General features: G+C 41.4%; 13 protein-coding genes and 1 pseudogene. 8 read left to right on the forward strand and 6 right to left on the reverse strand.

The window, feature by feature from the left end:
- Window positions 1-128: 128 nt before the first annotated feature.
- Complete coding sequence (locus ACFE93_RS07885) at window positions 129-1,532, forward strand: collagen-like protein (RefSeq protein WP_375472788.1); 1,404 nt, start codon at window positions 129-131, stop codon at window positions 1,530-1,532.
- Window positions 1,533-1,535: 3 nt separating this feature from the next.
- On the opposite strand, the gene ACFE93_RS07890 is transcribed toward ACFE93_RS07885, so the two are convergent.
- From ACFE93_RS07890 to ACFE93_RS07900, 3 genes are all read right to left on the reverse strand, one after another.
- The gene (locus tag ACFE93_RS07890) at window positions 1,536-2,096 is read right to left on the reverse strand and encodes a nitrate transporter (RefSeq protein WP_375472789.1); all 561 of its coding nucleotides are present in this window, start codon (window positions 2,094-2,096) and stop codon (window positions 1,536-1,538) included.
- A 435-nt stretch (window positions 2,097-2,531) separates the two neighbouring features.
- Window positions 2,532-3,707: a patatin-like phospholipase family protein gene (locus tag ACFE93_RS07895; RefSeq protein WP_375472790.1), complete on the reverse strand. Its 1,176-nt coding sequence runs from the start codon at window positions 3,705-3,707 to the stop codon at window positions 2,532-2,534.
- A gap of 601 nt (window positions 3,708-4,308) precedes the next feature.
- Window positions 4,309-5,628, reverse strand: a complete 1,320-nt coding sequence (locus ACFE93_RS07900) for a dihydroorotase (RefSeq protein ID WP_375472791.1) — start codon at window positions 5,626-5,628, stop codon at window positions 4,309-4,311.
- Between the two features lie 252 nt (window positions 5,629-5,880).
- On the opposite strand from ACFE93_RS07900, the gene lepB reads away from it, so the two are divergent.
- The 4 genes from lepB to ACFE93_RS07920 all read left to right on the forward strand — a co-directional run bounded on the left by lepB (window position 5,881) and on the right by ACFE93_RS07920 (window position 14,253).
- Window positions 5,881-6,522, forward strand: coding sequence for a signal peptidase I (gene lepB / locus ACFE93_RS07905; protein ID WP_375472792.1), 642 nt, complete (start codon window positions 5,881-5,883; stop codon window positions 6,520-6,522).
- 192 nt (window positions 6,523-6,714) lie between these two features.
- A complete protein-coding gene (locus ACFE93_RS07910; protein WP_375472793.1) occupies window positions 6,715-10,824 on the forward strand; it encodes an ATP-binding protein in 4,110 nt (1,369 codons plus the stop codon).
- Window positions 10,821-12,656, forward strand: a complete 1,836-nt coding sequence (locus ACFE93_RS07915) for an EAL domain-containing protein (RefSeq protein WP_375472794.1) — start codon at window positions 10,821-10,823, stop codon at window positions 12,654-12,656. Before ACFE93_RS07910 ends, ACFE93_RS07915 begins: the two co-directional genes overlap by 4 nt.
- 268 nt (window positions 12,657-12,924) lie before the next feature.
- The gene (locus ACFE93_RS07920) at window positions 12,925-14,253 is read left to right on the forward strand and encodes a response regulator (RefSeq protein WP_375472795.1); all 1,329 of its coding nucleotides are present in this window, start codon (window positions 12,925-12,927) and stop codon (window positions 14,251-14,253) included.
- Between the two features lie 22 nt (window positions 14,254-14,275).
- Here the strand turns inward: ACFE93_RS07920 and ACFE93_RS07925 are convergent, their stop codons facing one another.
- Both ACFE93_RS07925 and ACFE93_RS07930 read right to left on the reverse strand, forming a co-directional pair.
- Window positions 14,276-14,950 (reverse strand): response regulator, encoded by a 675-nt coding sequence (locus ACFE93_RS07925; RefSeq protein ID WP_375472796.1) that lies wholly within the window; start codon window positions 14,948-14,950, stop codon window positions 14,276-14,278.
- 157 nt (window positions 14,951-15,107) lie between these two features.
- Window positions 15,108-16,199: a sensor histidine kinase gene (locus ACFE93_RS07930; protein WP_375472797.1), complete on the reverse strand. Its 1,092-nt coding sequence runs from the start codon at window positions 16,197-16,199 to the stop codon at window positions 15,108-15,110.
- Between the two features lie 723 nt (window positions 16,200-16,922).
- Here ACFE93_RS07930 and ACFE93_RS07935 point away from each other — a divergent pair.
- Entirely contained in the window at window positions 16,923-18,995 is a 2,073-nt protein-coding gene (locus ACFE93_RS07935; protein WP_375472798.1) for a beta strand repeat-containing protein, read from the forward strand.
- A gap of 274 nt (window positions 18,996-19,269) precedes the next feature.
- Here the strand turns inward: ACFE93_RS07935 and ACFE93_RS07940 are convergent, their stop codons facing one another.
- Entirely contained in the window at window positions 19,270-19,395 is a 126-nt protein-coding gene (locus ACFE93_RS07940) for a hypothetical protein (RefSeq protein WP_375472799.1), read from the reverse strand.
- A 99-nt stretch (window positions 19,396-19,494) separates the two neighbouring features.
- Here ACFE93_RS07940 and ACFE93_RS07945 point away from each other — a divergent pair.
- Both ACFE93_RS07945 and kdpA read left to right on the forward strand, forming a co-directional pair.
- Window positions 19,495-19,686 (forward strand): annotated as a pseudogene (locus tag ACFE93_RS07945) (tyrosine-type recombinase/integrase); the annotation flags it as partial.
- Between the two features lie 206 nt (window positions 19,687-19,892).
- A complete protein-coding gene (gene kdpA, locus ACFE93_RS07950; protein ID WP_375472800.1) occupies window positions 19,893-21,578 on the forward strand; it encodes a potassium-transporting ATPase subunit KdpA in 1,686 nt (561 codons plus the stop codon).
- The last annotated feature ends 208 nt before the right edge of the window (window positions 21,579-21,786 follow it).

Below are 21,786 nucleotides of genomic sequence, written 5' to 3' on the forward strand. Positions count from 1 at the left end.
GAACGAAAGTACTTGTTTTGTGAACGAAAGTACTTGTGCGTACACCGTAGCACTGGACAAGAGGGAGCAAATTGTTGAAAGTCAGCGTCAGGAGTAGATAATTTAACTAAAGTTTTAGGTGTAACTAGATGCACAATGGTTTTAGGAGTAAGCTGCCACTACTGCTGACATTCTGCTTATTTACTAGCTTTTTCCCTGCCTCTGGTTCAGTTTTATGTCCAGCCGTTGCCTCTGACGAATACTATAAAGTAGCCAGAAATTATGGCAGAGATGAACGTGCAGGAACCGATGGACGTGAGGGTAGAGATGGTAGCAGTGGTGAAAACCAAAATATTTTTGTCAATGGTTCACCCGTTAATCTTGACTTGTCCGGTAAAGATGGTGAAGACGGGGAAGATGGTGAACATGGTTATCAACCTGACTGTGGTTCCCAACCTGATAACGTCAGCCATGACATAAACGCACCAGATGGTGGTAATGGCGGTAATGGTGGCAAAGGAGGAGATGGGGGAAATGGTGGTTCTCTGACAGTGTATTACAGCAATTTGGCAGACTTACGGAATATTTCTGTCCGAGCAACTAGTGGGGAAGGTGGGCGCGGCGGTAGAGGTGGCAATGGTACGGAGGGTTGTAACTGTCACAGACAAAGATGGGAAGTAAAAACCTGCAAGGGAACTCCTGGTAGCCCTGATTATAAGTGTACTGACAAGGTTTATAGATGCAGCAATGGTAGCGATGGGCAAGATGGCAGCGATGGTAGCGATGGTAGCCAAGGGCGCTTAGGAACTTTGAGTATTGTCAATAGCAAGGAACCTTTGGCAGCTGATACTCCAACTGTGCAGCTAGCAATTTCGGAACTGATAAACAAACAGTTCCACCTCTCGAAGAATAAGTGGAATCAACGCGTGGGAGCAGTTTCTCTACTTGCACCTGGTTCTGCGATCGCCGATGATTACCTTGAGTTTGAACGGCGTCTAGAAGAGGCTTTTCAAATAGTTTGGCAAGAAAGACAACCTATCACCAGCTTTGGCAATCAAGCTGTAACACTAAATTTAACTGATAACAAACAAGTAGAAGTTACTTTTTCTGAAGAATTATGGGTTGAGGGTAACGCCAAAAGTGAGGCTAACTTCACAACATTTACCGTTAACCATGCCATTCCCAAAAAAGATGTTACCCGGTTAGCTGTAGCAGAGTTTGCCGATGCCGGACAAAATCTCAACTTAAAAATAGTCGATTTGGCAGCCAAGTCTGATGCCATTAATACTCAATTTCGCGTGAAACTCCGCGCCCAAGATAGCTTGCACGGTTTTTCTGGTTACAAAACTGAATATGAAGGGGATATTCCTAACGAACTTGTGACTCGTGACTACAACCGTTTTACTCTAGCTTTGGGCAAGCTTAAAATTCCTGACGACGCTTTACGCCCTGGTGTGAATGTTGATATTGAAGTCGTAGCAACTCGTTCTTTAGGAATACGTTCTGCCAAGCAAACTATTAGCTGGCAGGGTGCAATCCGCAAACCTAGATAAAGTTTAAGAAGATTTTTTCCCATCTGAAACCATTTGCGAGAGAATATAGGCTGCGAAATCTAGTAACTGATCCAGCAAAAAGCCAATGATACCGATGTATAATATTTCCTCGATTATGTAATCAGCATTGCCAGCCTTATAAGCATCCCAGAGGGTAAAGCCGAGTCCTCTTGGGCCTGTTAACATTTCTGTGGCAATAACAATAAACCAAGCTACCCAAATGCTAACTTTCAAGGCATGAAATATATGAAATATAGCTACACGAAAGTTATTATTCTGTCTCTTGAAATGCTGCATACCTATTGCTGTATTAATAATCATCGTCCAGAGAGTTCCCACAAAAACTACTACAATAGCAGCCGAGTCGCTTTCTTGAAACATGATTAGAGCAATAGGTAGCAAAGCTATAGGAGGGATACTATGAGGTATCTGAAATATCAGCCGAAATAGCTGATAAATCATGCTATTTATCCCGATTAAATATCCAATGAAACTACCCAATACAGCGGCTGGAATATAACCAACAAATAACCGTTGCAGGCTAGCTAAAATGTCTAAAAACATGTTATTTTCTCTGCCTCAGTTCTCATGGAAAACATTCGGGAAATACTGCGGCAACAACACAAAACAAGGCTAAGAATGTATTTGATTATACATTATATTTTTTTACTAAAAGTTTTTTATATCTTCTCCTCGTTAATTAATAATTAAAAAACTTAGGTATTATTACAATGTGATAGAAGTAGTACAAAGAAGAGGTAAAGCTTGACTTTACTAAACTTTATCAGAAACGCAAATTTTAATTAGTAAATTAAATACAATTTCTAGAATTTATTAAAGAAGGCAGTTATTGCTAGAGCTTAAGTGCGATCGCTCCTTGATTATCTCAGCTGATGGAACGAGCGAGAAAAACTCTTGAACAGACTGTAGGGATCAATTGGATGGGTATTCAAACCCCAACCAATTGTAGACACTTGTAAATAATGACACAGAAAATTGCTAGTTATCTCTAATAAAAGACGCGATCGCCTTTTTTATCGGATAACCGGAGTCATCTCTGGTGTAGTACGTCAGACCGCGATCGATGAATGCAGAGGTAGTATCTATTAACTGCTGAAGAATCTCGGAATTAGTATTATCTATTTCTTCACTGACTTTTTGCCCTGTAAATTTATTTTTTCGATCTTCTGGAGGTAAGACAATGCGAGGATCTTTATAAGTTTCTTTTGGTTTGGGTTTAAATGTCTCATTTAAGTCAAACTGAAGACGTAAGTAACGTTTGGACTCATATCCACCCATAATTTGTCGGCAAATCGTACTATCAATCTCAGATGTAGGTTCCATGAAGATGTTAGTAAGATTTTTGATCCAGTCTAAGCCTCTCCATTTGCTTATTTGCTTATATTGATATGGTTGACCAGTTTGACCTGTGCCAATAGAAAGGATAGAAATATCTTCCAATCGCAGATTATCTAGTTTATATTGTTGCTTGATTTCTGGAGATACTGAAGACTGGCTAATCCTCATCGCTAAACTCAAAGCTGCAAGAGCAGGGTTATTAGCAGAAACTCCTCCATCAATGTGTGGGAATTCCCAGTCACCAAATTTTTGTTTATCTACAGGTTCTAATTTATATGGTGGAAAAAAAGTAGGTGCTGAGGCAGAAGCGGTAGATATTTCCCATAAATAACAGTCATCGTACCATCTGTCTCCTAAATCGGGATGACAATTTGTAAAAAAGGTTGTGTTGCGATATAGCGTATCGTAAGCAAGAATTAAAAGAATGGGTTTTTCGATATCCTTGATTCTTGTAGATTTATAGGCATCTTTGAGGACACTAGTAATTCCATCATGAGAATATTTAGATGGAGAAAATACCTCAATAATTGATTTGATGATGGATGGAAAGTTTTTGTAGCGCTCTTTTATTTCTAGAGGGAATATATCTTTACCTCTATTTCTATACAGTTTAATGAGTTCATCACTCTCCTTTCCTATAGCAATCCCTCCTGCTAATATTGAACCAGTAGAAGTACCAGCAACCATGTCAAAATATTCGTGTAAAAACTCTCCTTTTCCCTGATTTCTAATTTCTTGTTCTACTTGTTGAAGTATTCGTGCTGCAACAATTCCCCGAATACCGCCACCATCTAAAGACAAAATTTTGAAGGACATAGCAATTATCTTTGATTATTTCTCTGGTTATCTTTTTGGGGACAAGTATCATGAGATGAATCATAATACGGTTCCATTAGCTTGTTTACTCTTATCCGACTTATCCGATTTATCCGACTGGAAGAATACTTAAGTTTTTTTAACAAACTGCCTTCTCTACGAAACACTACGTATGGGTACGCATAGCGTCTCGTTAGAGTGGGACGCCAAGCAGGGAAGAGAAGACTAAATAGGTAATCTGATAGCGGGAATAGAGTAGTTATTGAAGATTTAACTTAAAACACTTAGAAATACAGCAAATTTCAACGTTGTGAGGCACAGAAATACCCCACTCGCGCAATCTGGCGTGAAGGTTGGGGAAGAATATACTTCATGTAGTTGCTGTAAATTCAGGGTTTTAAGTTACAATTTCTGCTAAAGCGACAAGTCAATACCCTTTGGTTAAAAGAGTAAAGGAGGAAAAACAAGGATTTTCGTCTTTTAGCTTTAACCAAACTGCATTGGTCTAGTCTTGACTCTAGATAGATTAAAATCTTGCTAGTTCAAGTATGGCTTTGATGTATGATCATCTGTCTACTACGTAAGCTTAAATAAATATTTGCTATAAGAAAGTTAAAGCTTGACCCCGCACTTGCGTATTTACTTGGCCTTTGTCATAAACTATCTCACCGCCGACAATGGTAGTTGTAGCCCAGCCGGTCAGGTTCCAGCCTTCAAAGGGACTCCAATGGCATTTGGTTAAAAGTTCCTCACGCCGGACTGGACGGTATGTGTTTAAATCTACAAGCACTAAATCGGCATCATAACCAGGTGCGATCGCTCCCTTATTCGGAATACCATAAGCCACAGCTACAGCTTTAGACATCCAGTTCACAACTTGAGCCACAGTACACTTTCCCTCCATCGCCGCAGTTAACATCAAAGCGAGGGAAGTTTCTACCCCAGGCATTCCCGAAGGGCTATTGGGGTATTCTTGAGCTTTTTCTTCTAAGGTGTGTGGCGCGTGATCTGTAGCGATGAAATCAATCACACCATCGCGCAAAGCTTGCCAGAGAACTTCGTTATCGTGGGGCGATCGCAAAGGTGGGTTCATCTGTGCTAATGTGCCAATCTGTTTATATGCACTAGTATTTAATAACAAATGCTGTGGTGTCACCTCCGCTGTTACCCAACTCGGTTTCTCCTGACGCAGTAAATCTGCTTCCAGCGCTGTTGATGTATGGAGAATATGCAACCGACGTTGATATTTTTGAGAAAGTTTTAATGCTAGTTGGGTTGCCAGCAACGCCGCTCGATCGTCTTGAATTTGCGAGTGAACGGCTGGATCGTGAATATTGGCAAATTCTTGGCGGCGTTGGTTGATTCTAGCTTGGTCTTCGGCATGAACGGCAATTAAGCGATCGCCTTTAGCAAATATCGCCTCCAATGCTGTTTCGCCATCAACCAACAACTGACCATGCATCGACCCCATGAAAATCTTAATTCCCGGTGTTGGCTTTGCTAAAAGCAAATCTGGTAAATTCTCTGCTGTTGCCCCAATAAAAAAGCCATAATTAACCAAGGACTTGTGTGAGGCCCGTTCTAGTTTGTCGTCTAATGCCTGCTGTGTCGTTGTTAAGGGACGCGTATTGGGCATTTCTAAAAATGTTGTGACTCCCCCTTTAGCACAGGCACAACTGGCAGTGAATAAATCTTCCTTGTGTTCTAGTCCAGGTTCCCGGAAATGTACCTGCGGATCGATAACTCCTGGCAACAAAGTTAAGCCTTCTGCGTCAACTTCAGTGGCTAGTGCTGTTTGGGAGATTTCTGGCGCAACTTCGACTATTTGGCGATCGCGCGTCAACACATCCCCAACCATCAGTTCACCATCGGGTAAGATTATGCGAGCGCGGCGAATCAGTAACATTTTTGAAGATGACATAGAGATAACCAAGTTTAGACAGGGAGCTATGTATTACAGAGAACCATGCTTTTAGGTTAAACTTATTCGCGATCGGAGTAACCAATTTTTGCCTTGCCTTAAAAAAAAGTTTATTTTTAAAATCCACAATCTAAAATTGGTAGTCAAGATGCAAACATAACTAGGAAATTAAAATTTTCCCGTTAAGATTAACAGATCAAGTCTCACTAGGCGAGTTAATTACCTACATCTTTCGTTAAGTTAAGTAATTTCATGCATAATCAAGTGTCTGATAACAACTCTAGTCAACAACCCGATAATTCTTGGATCGCAGAGCTAGGTAGAACAATTGTATTGAGCATTGTTTTAGCTCTGGGAATTCGTACCTTTGTTGCTGAAGCACGCTGGATTCCATCTGGCTCAATGGAACCGACTCTACATGGTACACCAAACCAGTGGGAGGCAGATAAAATTATTGTCGATAAGTTGAAGTATAAATTTGCTAACCCGGAACGAGGAGATATAGTAGTATTTTCACCGACGAAAGAACTACAAAAAGAACAATATCAAGATGCTTTTATTAAACGTATAATTGGCTTACCTGGAGAAAAAATACAACTTAAGGATGGCAAAGTCTATATCAACAACAAACCTCTGCCAGAATCTAATTACCTCAGTTCTGGGCAGACTACAGTTATTGATGTTTGCCAATCAGGGCCACAGCCACCTTTTTTGGCAAAACCCCAGACTATACCAACCGATTCATATTTAGTACTGGGTGATAATCGTAACAGTAGTTATGATAGCCGCTGCTGGGGTGTTGTCCCCCGCCAGAATATTATAGGACGTGCTGTAGTTCGCTTCTGGCCTTTAAATCATGTTGGCGGAATCGATAAATCGCCAGTATATCCATAATTAACAAACAATATTGCTCAAATAGCTCATTAACAAAAAAATTTTAGATTTTAGATTGGGGACTATTAAATCACCAATCTAAAATCCAAAATCCGTCTTGAAAAGTTTAGTTTGCTCTTAGCATTGGTAAAGCTAAACGCTAAGAGGAGATTGCTACGACTTTTCGCCAAATCTCAAATCCAAGTAATTGCTATGACGCCTTACCTAGCTAAGATTTTACTGTATCCAGTAAAATCACTGGATGGTGTTGAAGTTGAGAACGCTAGAGTTCTTGCCAGTGGAGCACTACAGTATGACCGCGAGTTTGCCATTTTTGACGGACAAGGTAGATTTGTCAATGGCAAACGTCATGCTAAAATCCATTTACTAAGAGCACAATTTGCACTCTTAAATAGAACTATCTCGTTGCAAATCCCCGATTGCAACTTACAACAAATTTTTCATCTGGATGAGGAACGGCAAGTATTAGAAGCAACTTTGAGTGATTATTTTGAGTTTGCTGTCACATTGGGACAAAACTCTTTGATGGGTTTTCCTGACGATACACACTCACTTGGCCCAACGGTAATTAGTACGGCCACATTGGCAGAGGTAGCTTCTTGGTTTCCTGGTTTAAGTGTAGATGAAATGCGCGTCAAATTATTTAATCGCTTAGTTGGCAAAGTTTATGCCAAGATGCCCCTAAGATATGTTCTGATTGTGCCCTTTATCTTGCAAATTTGTGGTGCGGTGGGACTTGTGGGCTATCTTTCGTATCAAAACGGCCAAAAAGCGGTAAGGGAGCTTGCTACTCAATTAGAAAATGAAATCTGCGATCGCATTGAACAGCATCTTGATCGCTATTTAACAACTCCGAAGCAAATTAATCAAATAAACTTAGATGCGATTGAGCTAGGTTTGCTCAACCTTTCGGACTTTCAAACCACCGGCAATTACTTTTGGAAACAAATGCAGGTTTTCAATGTTGGCTACAACAGCTTTGCCAATCCTAAAGGTGAGTTTATTGGTGTTGAGCGTCTAGATAATGGTCAGCTCTTAATTAATGAAGTTAGCGCAAAGCGTGGTATAGGCAAACTCTATGTTTATCCTACAGACAACCAAGGAAATCGCCGCCATTTACAGGAAGTCAAAAATTACGATCCTCGCGTAGAAGCTTGGTATGCAGATCCAGTCAAAGTAGGCAAACGAGTTTGGAGTCAAATTTATCAATGGGAAGATAAACCAGAAGTTTTATCCATATCTTCCAGCTATCCTGTTTACGATAAAAATCGCAAATTCGTTGGGGTGATTAGTGTTGATTTGCTCTTGTCACAAATCAGCACGTTTTTAGCCAAGTTAAAGGTCAAAGAGTCAGGTAAAACTTTTATTTTAGAGCGTTCTGGGTTAATAGTGGCTTCTTCTACTAGCGAGCCACCATATACAATCGTTAATGGTAAAGGAAAACGTCTATCAGCATTAGATAGTCAAAATCCTTTAATTAAACTCACAACACAGTCTTTGATCGAACGCTTTGGCAGTCTTAAGTCTGTTGTGGGGAAGCAACAGCTAAGTTTTAGCGCCGATGGAATGCGTTATTTTGTGCAGGTAAAAAGCTGGAAGGACGAACTGGGTTTAGATTGGCTAATTGTGGCGGTGATTCCCGAAGGCGAATTTATGGAGCAAATTAATGCCAACACCCACATCACTATTTTGCTGTGCATAGTTGCTTTTTTACTGGCTACAAGAATTGGAATTTTGACTGCTCGTTGGGTAATTAAGCCGATTTTACAATTAAACAGATCGGCGAAGAAAATTGCTCAAGGTGAATGGGAGCAAATACCAGACATTCAGCGTTGCGATGAACTGGGAGAACTAGCCAAATCATTTGAAACTATGGCAAAGCAACTTCAAGCATCTTTTAGTGCTTTAGAAGCAAAGAATGCCCAAATGCAAGTTTTAAATGAGGCACTATCTCATAATCAAAGTCAGCTAACTCAATTTTTAGAAGCCATGCCGGTAGGTGTATTTATCATCAATGCTGAAGGTGAACCTTATTATACAAATCAGATTGGGCAGCAAATTCTCGGTCAAGGAGCGATGTCTAACGACAAGCCCTTCTCTACGAGAGGCTGCGCCAACGGGTTCGGGGGGTCGCAATCGACGGGAACCGCCAAGACTGCGACCCCCTCACCGCTAGGCGTCTACGCAGAAGTTAGCGCCGAAGAATTGTCAGAGATATATCAAGCTTACCTTGCCGGGACAAATCAACTTTACCCCAGCGATCGCCTGCCGATTTTAAGGGCATTACAAGGGCAAAGCACTAGGGTTGATGATATGGAAATTCGCCGTTGTGGCAAGATTACTCCCATTGAAATTTTAGGAAAGCCAATTTATGATGAATCGGGGAATCTTGCTTTTGCGATCGCCACATTTTTTGATATTACTCAACGCAAACAAACAGAAAAGTTATTAGCAGAATACAATCGCACCTTAGAGGCTCAAGTAAAAAAACGTACTGAAGAGTTCCAGCAAGTTATCGAGCAACTGCAAACCACCCAAGAAGAACTGATTCAATCGCAAAAAATCGCTGCACAGGAACAACAAGCAGCCGTTCGAGAAGCGGCGCGAAGTGCTGCCGCCAACCTCGCCAAAAGCGAATTCCTTGCTAACATGAGCCACGAACTACGTACCCCACTCAATGCCATTCTTGGTTTCACCCAAGTTATGAGTCGAGATTATTCGCTATCTAGCGAACATCAAGAAAACTTGGCAATAATTAATCGTGCTGGCGAACATCTACTCAAATTAATTAACGACATTCTAGAAATGTCTAAAATCGAAGCTGGCAAAATCACATTAAATTGCAGCAGCTTTGACTTAATTCATTTGTTGAAGAACTTAGAAGAGATGTTGCACTTGCGTGCTGCATCTAAAAATTTAGAATTACTATTTGAATATCCGCCAGATATTCCTAAATACATAGAAACGGACGAAAATAAACTGTGTCAAGTATTGCTCAACCTCTTGGGAAATGCGATCAAATTTACCAATCGAGGGAGGGTGACGCTACGGGTGAGACTGGGAGCAGGGGAGCAGGGGGAGCAAAATCTTTCTTATTCCTCTCTTCTTTTCTTCGAGGTACAAGATACTGGCTGTGGTATTACCCCACAAGAACTTGACTTGCTGTTTGAAGCTTTTGAACAAACCGAAATCGGCAGAAAATTCCAACAAGGGACGGGACTGGGTTTAGCGATTAGCCGTAAATACGTGCAACTGATGGGAGGAGATATTACTGTCAGCACGATGCCTGGTGTCGGTAGTACATTTGCCTTTAACGTTCAGATTGCTCTAACTTGCCCCAGAGAAATCCCGATAAACCAAATTAAATCACAAATTAGAGCTTTAGCACCTAGTGAAAAAGTCTACCGCATCCTAGTAGTTGACGACTCTAAAGAAAGCCGGTTGTTGCTAGTTAAAATTCTCACATCTCTAGGCTTTGAAGTTAACGAAGCTACAGATGGTAGTGAAGCGATCGCTAATTGGGAATCTTGGCAACCACACCTGATTTTTATGGATATGCGAATGCCAGTCATGGACGGTTACGAAGCCACAAGAATTATTAAAGCTAGAGAAATCGGGCATGGGACAGCCAATACGTCGCGGAGGTTCCCAAAATTGAAACAACCAGTATCATTGGGGAGCCAGTACCTTGCAGAAGAGTTAACCGATTCAGGCGAGGGTGAGGTTCTGAAAGTTGTCCGCAAAGAGTCTTCCACACCAGAAATAACTGGTGTTATGGAAAATGATGCTTCTGGTGCGTCCACTTTGCAATCGCGGATGCCAACAGCCTTGGCTCCCCCTTATAACTTCTCTAGAACAATGTCGGATAGCTCCCATACAAATACAATCATTATTGCCCTAACTGCTAGCGCCTTTGAAGAAGAACGCCAGAAAATTTTGTCCATTGGCTGTGATGATTTTATTCGCAAGCCATTCAAACAGGAAGTATTATTGGAAAAACTGAGCAAACATCTGGGTTTAAAATATACCAATCAAGTAGAAACCACAAACACAGTAGTTGTCGATCAAGCGACACAGATTTTTGTCAGTGTTGCCGAACTCCTGGGCTATTTATCAAAAATGTCACCTGAGTGGCTCCAACAGGTTCATTATGCCGCAGCTAGCTGTAGCGATGAACTGATTTTAGAGTTACTCAAGCAAATTCCATCAGATAATGCTCAAGTTTTCCAAGTTCTCAGGGATTTAGCAAATAACTACCAGTTTGAGAAAATCATGGAATTGACTACAACAAACTTAGAATGAATTACGAGCATTTAGACCCTAATAAAAAAGATATTTTGATCGTTGATGATATGGCGGATAACCTCCGGGTTTTATCCTCCATATTGACAAGGGAAGGGTATAACGTTCGTAAAGCTTTGAACTGGCAAATGGCACTGACAGCAACTCAAACATTATTACCTGATTTGATTCTACTCGATATTATGATGCCAGAAGTAGATGGCTATGAAATTTGCCAGACCTTTAAAGCTTGGGAGCTAACAGCCGATATTCCAATAATTTTTATTAGCGCTTTAGATGATGTTTTTGACAAAGTTAAAGCTTTTAAAGTGGGTGGTGTAGACTACATCACCAAACCTTTTGAGTTTCAAGAAGTTTTAGTGCGCGTGCAGAATCAACTGGCATTGAGATCGGCGCGGTTAGAAATATTGAAACTAAATGCTGAACTTGAAGATCGGGTAAAACAGCGGACTAGGGAGCTAGAAAAAACTCTCCAAAAACTCCAGCAAGAAATCGATTCCCGCCAGCAATTGCAAAGTCAAATGCTAGATAGAGCACTGCATGATTCCCTGACTGGATTATCAAACCGAGTTTTGTTTACTAGGCGACTAGAAAATGCTCTCAATCGGGCGAAGCAAGAATCTAATTATCAGTTTGCGGTACTTTTTTTGGACTGCGATCGCTTCAAAGTTATTAATGATTCTCTTGGACATCCAGTGGGAGATGAATTGCTGATAGCCATTGCTCACCGATTACAAGCATGTCTGATACCTGTTGATACTTTAGCAAGATTAGGCGGGGATGAATTTGGAATTCTCTTAGAGAATATCACAGATATCAATATAGCAATCCAAGTTGCCGAAAGGATTTTGCAGCAGTTATCACTTGCTTTTCAACTGTCAAGATATGAAGTATTTATGAATGCCAGTATTGGTATTAGCTGGGGCAATAAAGATTACGATCGCCCAGAGTATTTGCTGCGGGATGCAGATACGGCAATGTATCGAGCTAAGGCTCAAGGAAGAGCCAAATATCACGTTTTTAATCCAGCGATGCATCAGGAAGCTATTCAGCTTTTAGAGTTAGAAAATGACCTGCGCAGGGCTGTTGAAAGGCAAGAATTCCTCGTTTACTATCAGCCAATTATTTCTCTGGCTACAGGCAGAATTTCTGGATTTGAAGCCTTGGTGCGCTGGCAACATCCGATTCGTGGTTTGGTTTCTCCCATAGAATTTATTCCTGTGGCCGAAGAAACGGGTTTAATTAATGCCATCAATACTTGGGTATTACAGTCAGCTTGTCATCAATTAAGCATCTGGCAACATTATCCAGTGACGCCAGAACCTCTAACGATGAGTGTCAATTTGAGTGCAAGGTTATTTTTACAGCCGAATTTGGTAGAACAAATTGACCGAATAATTTATGAAAATAAAATAAATCCGGCATATTTAGAATTAGAAATTACCGAAAGTGTAATTATGGAAAATACCGATGCAATAAAAATAATTCTTCAACAACTAAAGCAGCGAAAAATCAAGTTGATTATGGATGACTTTGGTACAGGATATTCCTCTTTGAGTTACCTGCACAGCTTTCCTTTAAATGCACTCAAAATTGATAAATCCTTCGTCAAACGGATGCAGGAGAACAAAGAGAATATGGGGTTAGTACCAGCAATGATTGGCATTGCCAACTCAATGGGAATGAGTGCGATCGCTGAAGGTGTCGAAACACAAGAACAGTTAGCGCAATTGAGAAGTTTAAACTGTAATTTTGCTCAAGGATATCTATTTTCTAAACCTGTAGAACAACAATTGGCTCTTGAGTTGCTCACCTCAGCACCTCAATGGTAGCTATTAAGTAGCACCTGGAAAAAATTTCATTTTTGATCCTCGGCTAGATAATTTGTGAGTGCTATCTACTATAATCCTTACAGCAGTTCATCTGGTTGCCAAAGGTAATAACTGGCCAATAGCTTCGATAATCTGCAAAAGTCTTCAGCCATGTGAGAGTTAAACTATAAATACAAGTATTTTGGTGAAATCGGTCAACAAATTTTAGGGTGATTTCAAAGAAGAATTTACTATCCTCAATAATTATACGCATAACTTTTGATCAATAATGCATTTTAATCAAACTAACCATGAAAAAAGAAATATTTTGGTGGTCGATGATACCCCAGATAATTTGCGGCTTTTATCAGCGATGTTGACTGCACAAGGTTTTGAAGTTCGCAAAGCCTTAAACGGTAAAATGGCACTGACTGCATGTCAAATGGTTTTGCCCGATGTGATTTTGCTAGATATCAATATGCCAGATATGGATGGCTACCAAGTTTGTCAACAACTAAAAGCTGACGATAAAACTAGTGAAGTCCCAGTAATTTTTATTAGCGCCCTCGATGATGTTGTAGATAAAGTAAAGGCATTTGATGTTGGTGGTGTAGATTATATTGCAAAACCTTTTCATGGGGCAGAAGTGGTGTTGCGAATTGAAAATCAGATTAATTTACGCTTGCTGCAAGTTAAATTGCAAGAAAAAAACTTTTTACTCCAACAGGCTCTTGATAACTTGAAAGCTTCTCAAGTTCAACAAATTCAAAACGAAAAGATGGTGGCACTGGGACAGTTAGTAGCTGGGCTGGCTCATGAGATTAATAACCCGATCAGTTTTATTTATGGAAATCTCCAATATGCTGGTCAATATGTGGAAGACCTTGTAAATATAATTGAGGTCTATCAGCAAGAATATCCCAAACCCACGCCAAAAATTCAGCAAATAGCCAAAGATGTAGACCTGAATTTTATCATTAAGGATCTACAAAATCTGATAGGTGCAATGTATAGAGGCTCCGATCGCATTCGAGAAATTGTACTGGCGCTACAACATTTTTCTCGGCATGATGAAGCAGAAATGAAACGGGTAAATATCCATGAAGACATCGAAAATACTTTAGTGATGTTACAACATCGGCTCAGAGAAGCAGCCGATCGTCCAGCAATTGTTATAGTGAAAGATTATGGTAACTTGCCCCTAGTCACTTGTTATGCGAGTGAACTAAATCAAGTATTTATGCATCTGTTGAATAATGCTATTGATGCAATAGAAGAAGGAGTGAGGAATCAATCTTCTACTCCCGACTCCCGACTCCCGACTCCCCAAATTCGGATTCATACAGAGGTGACAGACTTTAATTTAGTCAAAATTGCGATCGCTGATAATGGTATTGGTATTGAAGAGTCGTTGCGATCGCGTTTATTTGATCCATTCTTTACCACAAAACCTGTGGGCAAAGGTAGTGGGTTAGGATTATCTATTAGTTATCAGATTATCGTCCAAAAACACCGAGGAAATATTAGTTGTACCTCATCTGCTGGCAAAGGAGCAGAGTTTGCGATCGAAATTCCTATAGAGCAGCCTGATATCTCATCGCAATTTTCAAAATCTTGAAAGAATTTCTGACCCGATAAATCTAATTAATCAACAATTCTGGTGCTACCAATCCTTTTTGGATAGCTAAGACTGCGGCTTGAGTGCGATCGCGTACTTCTAGTTTCTGTAAAATAGCATGGACATGAACCCGCACTGTACCAGGGGCAATGTAGAGAATTTCAGCAATTTCTTGATTGCTTTTGCCAGCTGCTACTAGTGCCAAAATTTCTTGCTCCCGCTTCGTTAAAGGATTTTCTAAAGATTCCTCAGTTTTTGCAGACTGCAACGCCATCGAATTACCCTCAAAAGCGGCTCTAATTTCAGTTGTTGCTGTTTGATCCCACCAAGAAGCGCCCGCAGCAACCGATCGCACTGCTAATATCAAAGACTCAGCCGGAATACCTTTAAGGCAGTAACCTTGCGCCCCGGCGGCAATTAACCTCGAAATCAGGGGTTTTTCAGAACGAGACGTTAAAACAAGAATTGGTAAATTTGGGTGCTTCTGCTTAATTTGGCGACAAGCCTCAATCCCACCAATTCCCGGTAAACCTATATCCAGCAAGACTAAATCCAGAGGATAGTGATTTGCTAATTCTACAGCTTGTTCCCCATCTTCTGCTTCTGCGACAATCTCCAAACTGGTTTCTTGTTGCAACCGCATCCGCAGACCAAGCCGAAATAATTCATCATCTTCAACTAGTAAGATTTTTGTCATTGGTAATTGGGCATTGGGCATTGGGTAAAACAGTTCCGTTAGGTTTTTTCGGGGCGTTTAGCCCGTTCCTAGTTCCCAGTTCTGATTAGAGAAGTCAGATTCCCCACTTCTTTACTCAGCACTCAGCACTCAGCACTCAGCACTCAGCACTCAGCACTCAGCACTCAGCACTACTACTCCCTGGTGGCGGACAAGCTGGGAGTCGGAAACCAAACAGTGCGCCGCGTGGTGAGCGATTCTCTGCCCAAATTGTACCCCCATGAGCAGTAATAATTTGCCTGGTCAAATAAAGTCCTAGCCCAGATCCAGAGACGTGGCGATCGCTATTTCCTTGATAAAATCTCTCAAATAAGTGAGGTAACTCTTTTTCGGTAATGCCGGAACCAGTATCGAGTATTTTTACCACTTGATCGCTAGAATAACCTTCAAATACTACTTCCACTTTACCGCCACGAGGGGTATGGTTTATGCCATTACTCAAGAGATTGGCGAAGACTCGCCCAAGTTGCAAAGAATCTCCGTTTACCCAGAGAAAGCTGCGAAAATCTGATTCGCCATAATGCAGAGAAATATAAACCTGACGTGTTTTCGCTAGTTCAGTCAGGGTAGCGACGATCTCTTCCGCTACTGTCACCAAGTTAACTGGTGATATCTGTAGTTTCAGTCCTTCGGCATCATTGCGGTACACATCTAAAAGTGTTTGGACTAATTGCAGTGTACTGCCATGACTACGAGCCATTGTTTGTAAGACTTTTGCTTGCATGGGCGTGATTTCACCAAATTGCTCATTTTGAAAATATTTCAGCGTTTCAATTGCTCCTAATAGGGGTGTTTTCAAATCATGCGTTAGGGTAGAAACAAAATCTTCACGCATGATAGCTAGTTGTTCTTGGGAGCGTAATTGTGCTTGAGTATAAGCGATCGCTTCTTCATTGCGATGGTTGCGATCGCTTAACCAACCTGTTACCAACAATGCCAACACTGCAATCAATCTATTTGCCAACATTGGAGAATTAATTATTTCTCCTCCGGGAACAAACAAATTCAACAATGTTAATCCTGTCGCTGCAAGAGTGATCCCCAAAACGGCTCTCCGATTCAATCGAGCATCTGCTAATAAAATTGTCGCTGTGTAGAGGTAGCCAAATACGTACTCAGGGGGTGTCAAATATTCCATAATTATCACGATCGCAAAGGCGATCGCTATTAGTCCATAGGTCTTTCCACGCTCATTTATAGCTTCTTTCATAGTCAATAATCAACTAAACATCGTCATTTATGATTTACTAAAAATCTGCATAATAGGATTTATACTGCAAGGCGGAATTCAAAATTAATACAGTATAAGCGTTGTATTGATTTGGAATGGGTGGTTTACTTGCGCCGTGCTGTACTAGCCCTTTTAAGGTGACAAATGAACATACGTTGTTTCAGCGCAACCATCTTGAATTCTCCGCTCAGATTTTGGGCTTTTTGAAAGTTGAAATAATCAACTTTTGTTCCAAATTTCACCACCTTGAAAGGGCTAGTCCTGAAATATATTTGGGGCATACAGCCGTCAGTATGATCGCGCCTACCGCTCAATAAATAGCAATTAATGAGATTAATTTGAACTCTGTTGAGTCTCATCAAGATATTTCATTTCGATGAAGGAAACATAAATTTGTCGTAAAGGCGTTCTTGCACGAACACAGTAAATGGTAATGTCTGAGTGTAATATGCAGCACTTAACCTTGTGGCAGCACTTTTGGTAAGGAAATCACAGAAATATTAACAAGTAAAATTGCGTGCTACGTACAAGTCAGTCCAAAGGTGAATCTTCGAGAAATATTACTCTTCCTTAAGGGTAATGGATGAAGTATGCCGAAAATATCAATTTTGAACCAAGTCATTTGTGCCTTGAAACAGCACAAACTGCAAATTCACAACTGAAGTTACTGGAAAAATCGATTTATTAAGGGAGGTAAAAATTATGGCAGATATCATTGGAACCAACGGTAATGATACTCTCGTAGGCAGCGACGAAAAGATTTACGTTAAAGTAGACAACCTGCTCTCTGGGGGCGATGGTAATGATTATCTTGACATCTCTGCCGCTATTACATATTCTTACGCCACTACCTCAACAGGCGATAATACCCTAAACGGTGGTGCAGGTGACGATACCTTGAATGGTAGCGGTTCAGAGGGCAATAACCTACTCTCTGGGGACGATGGCAATGATTTTCTAAATATCTCTGGTAAGAGTGTAAGCTCTTCCCAGTTCTTCGGTGATTCCGACAATCAATCAACAGGCAATAATACCCTCAACGGTGGTGCAGGTGACGATACCTTGACTGCTGGCGGTTCAAAAGGGGAAAACCTACTCTCTGGGGGCGATGGCAATGATTTTCTAGACATCTCTGGCTATGCAACATCAGAATCCTTCGACGGTTATTATAGCTCCGAGGATAGCTCAACGAGGGGCAATAATACCCTCAACGGTGGTGCAGGTAACGATACCTTGACTGCTAGCGGTTCAACAAATAACCTACTCTCTGGAGGCGATGGCAATGATTATCTTGACATCTCTGGTAGTAGTATTGAAGATGAGTACAGTTCCTCCGACAGTCAATCAAGGGGCAATAACACCCTCAACGGTGGTGCAGGTAACGATACCTTGACTGCTAGCGGTTCAACAGGCAATAACCTACTCTCTGGGGGCGATGGCAATGACTACCTTACAGGTGGCGGTGGCAAGGATATCCTCACAGGTGGCGGTGGCAAGGATATCCTCACAGGTGGTGGTGGCAAGGATAAATTTGTTTACGCGTTGTGCGACGGCACTGATACTATCACTGATTTCGGTGGAGTAGGTAAAGGAACACACCCCACAGCAGCAGTCATTGCCGAAGTTGATACCCTAATATTCCAGGGCGCTGGCTTGACTGCCCGAAATCTACAGCTGACCGAGAATGGCAAGAATCTGGAAATCAGCTTTGAAGGGGTAAATAATGTCTCAGTTATCCTGCAAAACTTTGCCTTGGAAAACCTAGATAACCTAAGCTTATCTACAGGAGCCAGTGTAGACTTGGGCAATATTTTGTTTGATGGGCAAACTAGCATCACAGACAGCTTTGATGTCTTCAATGCCAACTCCACCCAAAGCACCATCTTCAACAAAAATACAGTCACCTTCCTTAACGACCTGGACAATAATGTTAACGGCTTTGACAACTCAGATGATGTGATCAATGGTCAAGGGGGTGATGACATCATTGACGGCTTGAGTGGCAACGACCTTTTAAGGGGTGGTACGGGGAATGATACCCTCATTGATGGTGGTGTGGGCAATAATCTCCTCTCTGGGGGCGATGGCAATGATTCTCTAGACGTTTCGGGGGAAGTGATCTACGGCGGTAGCTTCACAGGGGACTACGCCTCAAAGGGCAATAATACCCTCGATGGTGGTGCTGGTAATGATACCTTGATTGCTGGCGGTTCAGATGGTAATAATCTGCTCTTAGGAGGCGACGGCAATGATTATCTAAGCGTCTCTTCCTCCTTTTCCTATGATTACGAGTCCGGCACAGCTTATGACTCTAGCACATCTGGCAATAATACCCTCAACGGTGGTGCAGGTAACGATACCTTGAATGCAAGCGGTTCAACAGGCAGTAACCTGCTCTCCGGGGGCGATGGTAATGACTACCTTAAAGGTGGCAATGGTAATGACTACCTTAAAGGTGGCAATGGTACTGATACTTTTGCTTTCAATAGTTACAACGAAGGTGTAGATAGTCTTTATGACTTCGACGCCACTAAAGACCTGATTCAGGTATCGGCTGATGGTTTTGGTGGCGGGTTGTCAACAGCTTCACTCTTGGCTAATCAGTTTACGATCGGAACATCTGCAACCACTAGTAGTCAACGATTTATCTACAATGACATTACAGGTGCATTGTTCTTTGATCAAGACGGTAGTGCATCAGGGTTTACTCAAGTAAAATTTGCACAATTATCAGCTGGATTGTCACTAACCCAAAACAATTTTGTGGTTGTTTAATCGTCATTAGCATTTTATATTACTAAGCAGTATGTGTTGCGAGGTGTTATTTTCAGCACCTCGCATTCGATTGAGCAATGCAAGTCATTTTGATCGGCGATCGCCATTCTTGCACAGAATATAATGAATTGTATACTTTTTAACACGAAAGAGTACTTTTAATTAATTTTTAACCTATCCGGTACAAGCGAAATCAAATCAATTTCTAAATCTAATTTTGCGACTATTGCCTTTGCGGTTAAGGTACAATTTTCCCAAAATGCCACGATCGCCCCTAATGCAGTGATTGGAGATATATAGGAGCGATCGCTAAGGGACTTCCGACAAATAAATTATCCAATCTTGTGGGGTGGACATCTTGTCCGCCCAAGGCTTGGGGCGGGCGAGACGCCCACCCCACAAAAAGTAGTTGAGTATTTTTTTATTTGGAGTTCCCTAATCTCACTCAACCAATTCTGACTAATCGGGGTCAAATCGTTATAGTCTGTAAATCGCAGGCTTTCGGCGTACTGCCTTAACCCAGATGAGTAACGCTGGTATTTCATTGCGGGTAAATCAGGAAATCTCAGGGCATCAGAATTTAGACCAGTTCCAGAGATACTTAGAAGTGTATGACGATCGGGTATTGGGGGCGGCAACGGCATTGTCGATGTTGTCAGAGAGCAATGCGATGGAGAATCTGAGTGTGTAAGTTCTGCAAACTTGGAAAATGTATTGTATAAACAAATAATCCTAACGAGTGAAATAGATGAATTAAGAGTAAAAATTAAATATTCTTAACAAAAACTTTAACAAGTATCTGGAAAATAATAATAGCTGAAAATAGTAAATTCCTAAAAATCTGTTATTTCTAAAAATTGGCTTGCTAGGACTTAAATTTAATTTAGCGCGAAATATATGGGACAAGGTTTTTTGCAAATTGGCTTAACGCTGTGTATTGTCATAGCAATCACTCCATTATTCGGAAAATACATAGCGCGTGTCTTTTTGGGAGAAAGAACACTGCTTGATTTTTTAATGAACCCCATAGAGCGAAGTATGTTCGTACTTGCGGGTGTTCGCAGAAAAGATGACATGACGGGTTGGCAGTATATCCGGGCCGTAATCTTTTGCAACACGATTATGGCTATTTCAGTGTATTTTCTGATATATTTTCAGAGACTCTTACCCTGGAATCCAAACGGCTTCGGTGCTATCAGTTGGGATGTTTTGCTACATACAACGATTTCATTTGTAACAAATACCGACCAACAACACTATGTTGGTGAGACAACCTTAAGCTATTTTAGCCAGGTAGCGGCTTTAGGGTTTTTGATGTTCACCTCCGCAGCCACCGGTTTAGCCGTGGGAATTGCCTTTATTCGCGGCTTGACGGGTAGAAGATTGGGAAACTTTTACGTCGATCTTGTCCGTGGAATTACACGAATCTTGCTGCCGATTTCGATTATTGGTGCGATCGCTTTGCTGGTAACAGGTGTACCACAAACATTAGCTGGGACTCTGGATGTGAGAACCTTAGAAGGCGGGACGCAATATCTGGCCAGAGGCCCGGTAGCATCTTTTGAAACGATCAAACTTTTGGGCGAGAACGGCGGCGGCTTTTTTGGCGTCAACTCAGCCCATCCCTTTGAAAATCCCAATGGCGCTTCTAATTTGATAGAAATGCTCGCTATGATTTCTATCCCAGCAGCCTTGATTTACACCTACGGTATATTTGCCAATAACATCAAACAAGCTTGGCTACTTTTTTGGATGGTGTTTGTGATTTTTGTAGTTCTGGTGGGAGTTACAGCCGTGGGAGAACTGCAAGGTAATCCCCTAGTTAATACCGCCTTTGGATTAGAACAACCCAATTTAGAGGGGAAAGAAGTTCGATTTGGTTGGGCACAGACAGCATTTTGGGCAGTGATGACTACCGCTACTATGTCTGGTGCTGTGAACGGGATGCACGATTCTTTGATGCCGCAAGGAATATTTTCGACTCTGTTCAACTTATTTATCCAGGTTATCTGGGGTGGTCAGGGAACTGGAACAGCTTACTTATTTATTTACTTAATTCTCACAGTCTTCCTAACTGGACTAATGGCAGGACGTACTCCAGAGTTTTTAGGACGCAAAATTGAAAAGCGGGAAATCGTTCTCGCTAGTGTAGTGCTGGTGATTCACCCAATTCTAGTTTTGATTCCCAGTGCGATCGCTTTAGCTTATCCCATCTCCCTATCTGGAATTAGCAACTCTGGTTATCACGGTATTTCTCAAGTAGTTTATGAATATGCCTCAGCAGCAGCAAATAATGGTTCGGGCTTAGAGGGCTTGGAAGATAAGAGCCTGTGGTGGAACTTGAGTACTTTAGTTAGCTTAATCGGAGGACGCTACATACCGATGATTGCCATCCTGCTGCTAGCTGACGGGATGTCTCGCAAACAACAAGTACAAGAAACCCCTACTACCCTAAGAACTGATTCTCTGGTATTCACTGGGATCGCGGCTGGAGTGACGCTGGTTTTGGGAGTATTAACTTTCTTTCCCGTTCTGGCTTTAGGCCCCATCGCTGAGGGTTTAAAACTAGCATCTGGCAGTTAGAAAAGTTATGAGTTATAAGTTTGAAATTAAGAAGATATCAACAAATAATTCAGGAGGCAGGAGGAAGGAGTAACCCAGACTTATAAGTGTGAGATTAAAGCAAGAAAGGTTTATCTCTTGCACATACGCGTCTCGTACCAGTATCTGATTTGTTAACTGGGTAATTACTTAGAATTAAAGTTTTCATTTGTACTTCTTTCCTCCTGGC

Origin of the sequence: uncultured Nostoc sp. (genome assembly GCF_964247315.1) — a bacterium.
GTDB lineage: Bacteria > Cyanobacteriota > Cyanobacteriia > Cyanobacteriales > Nostocaceae > Nostoc.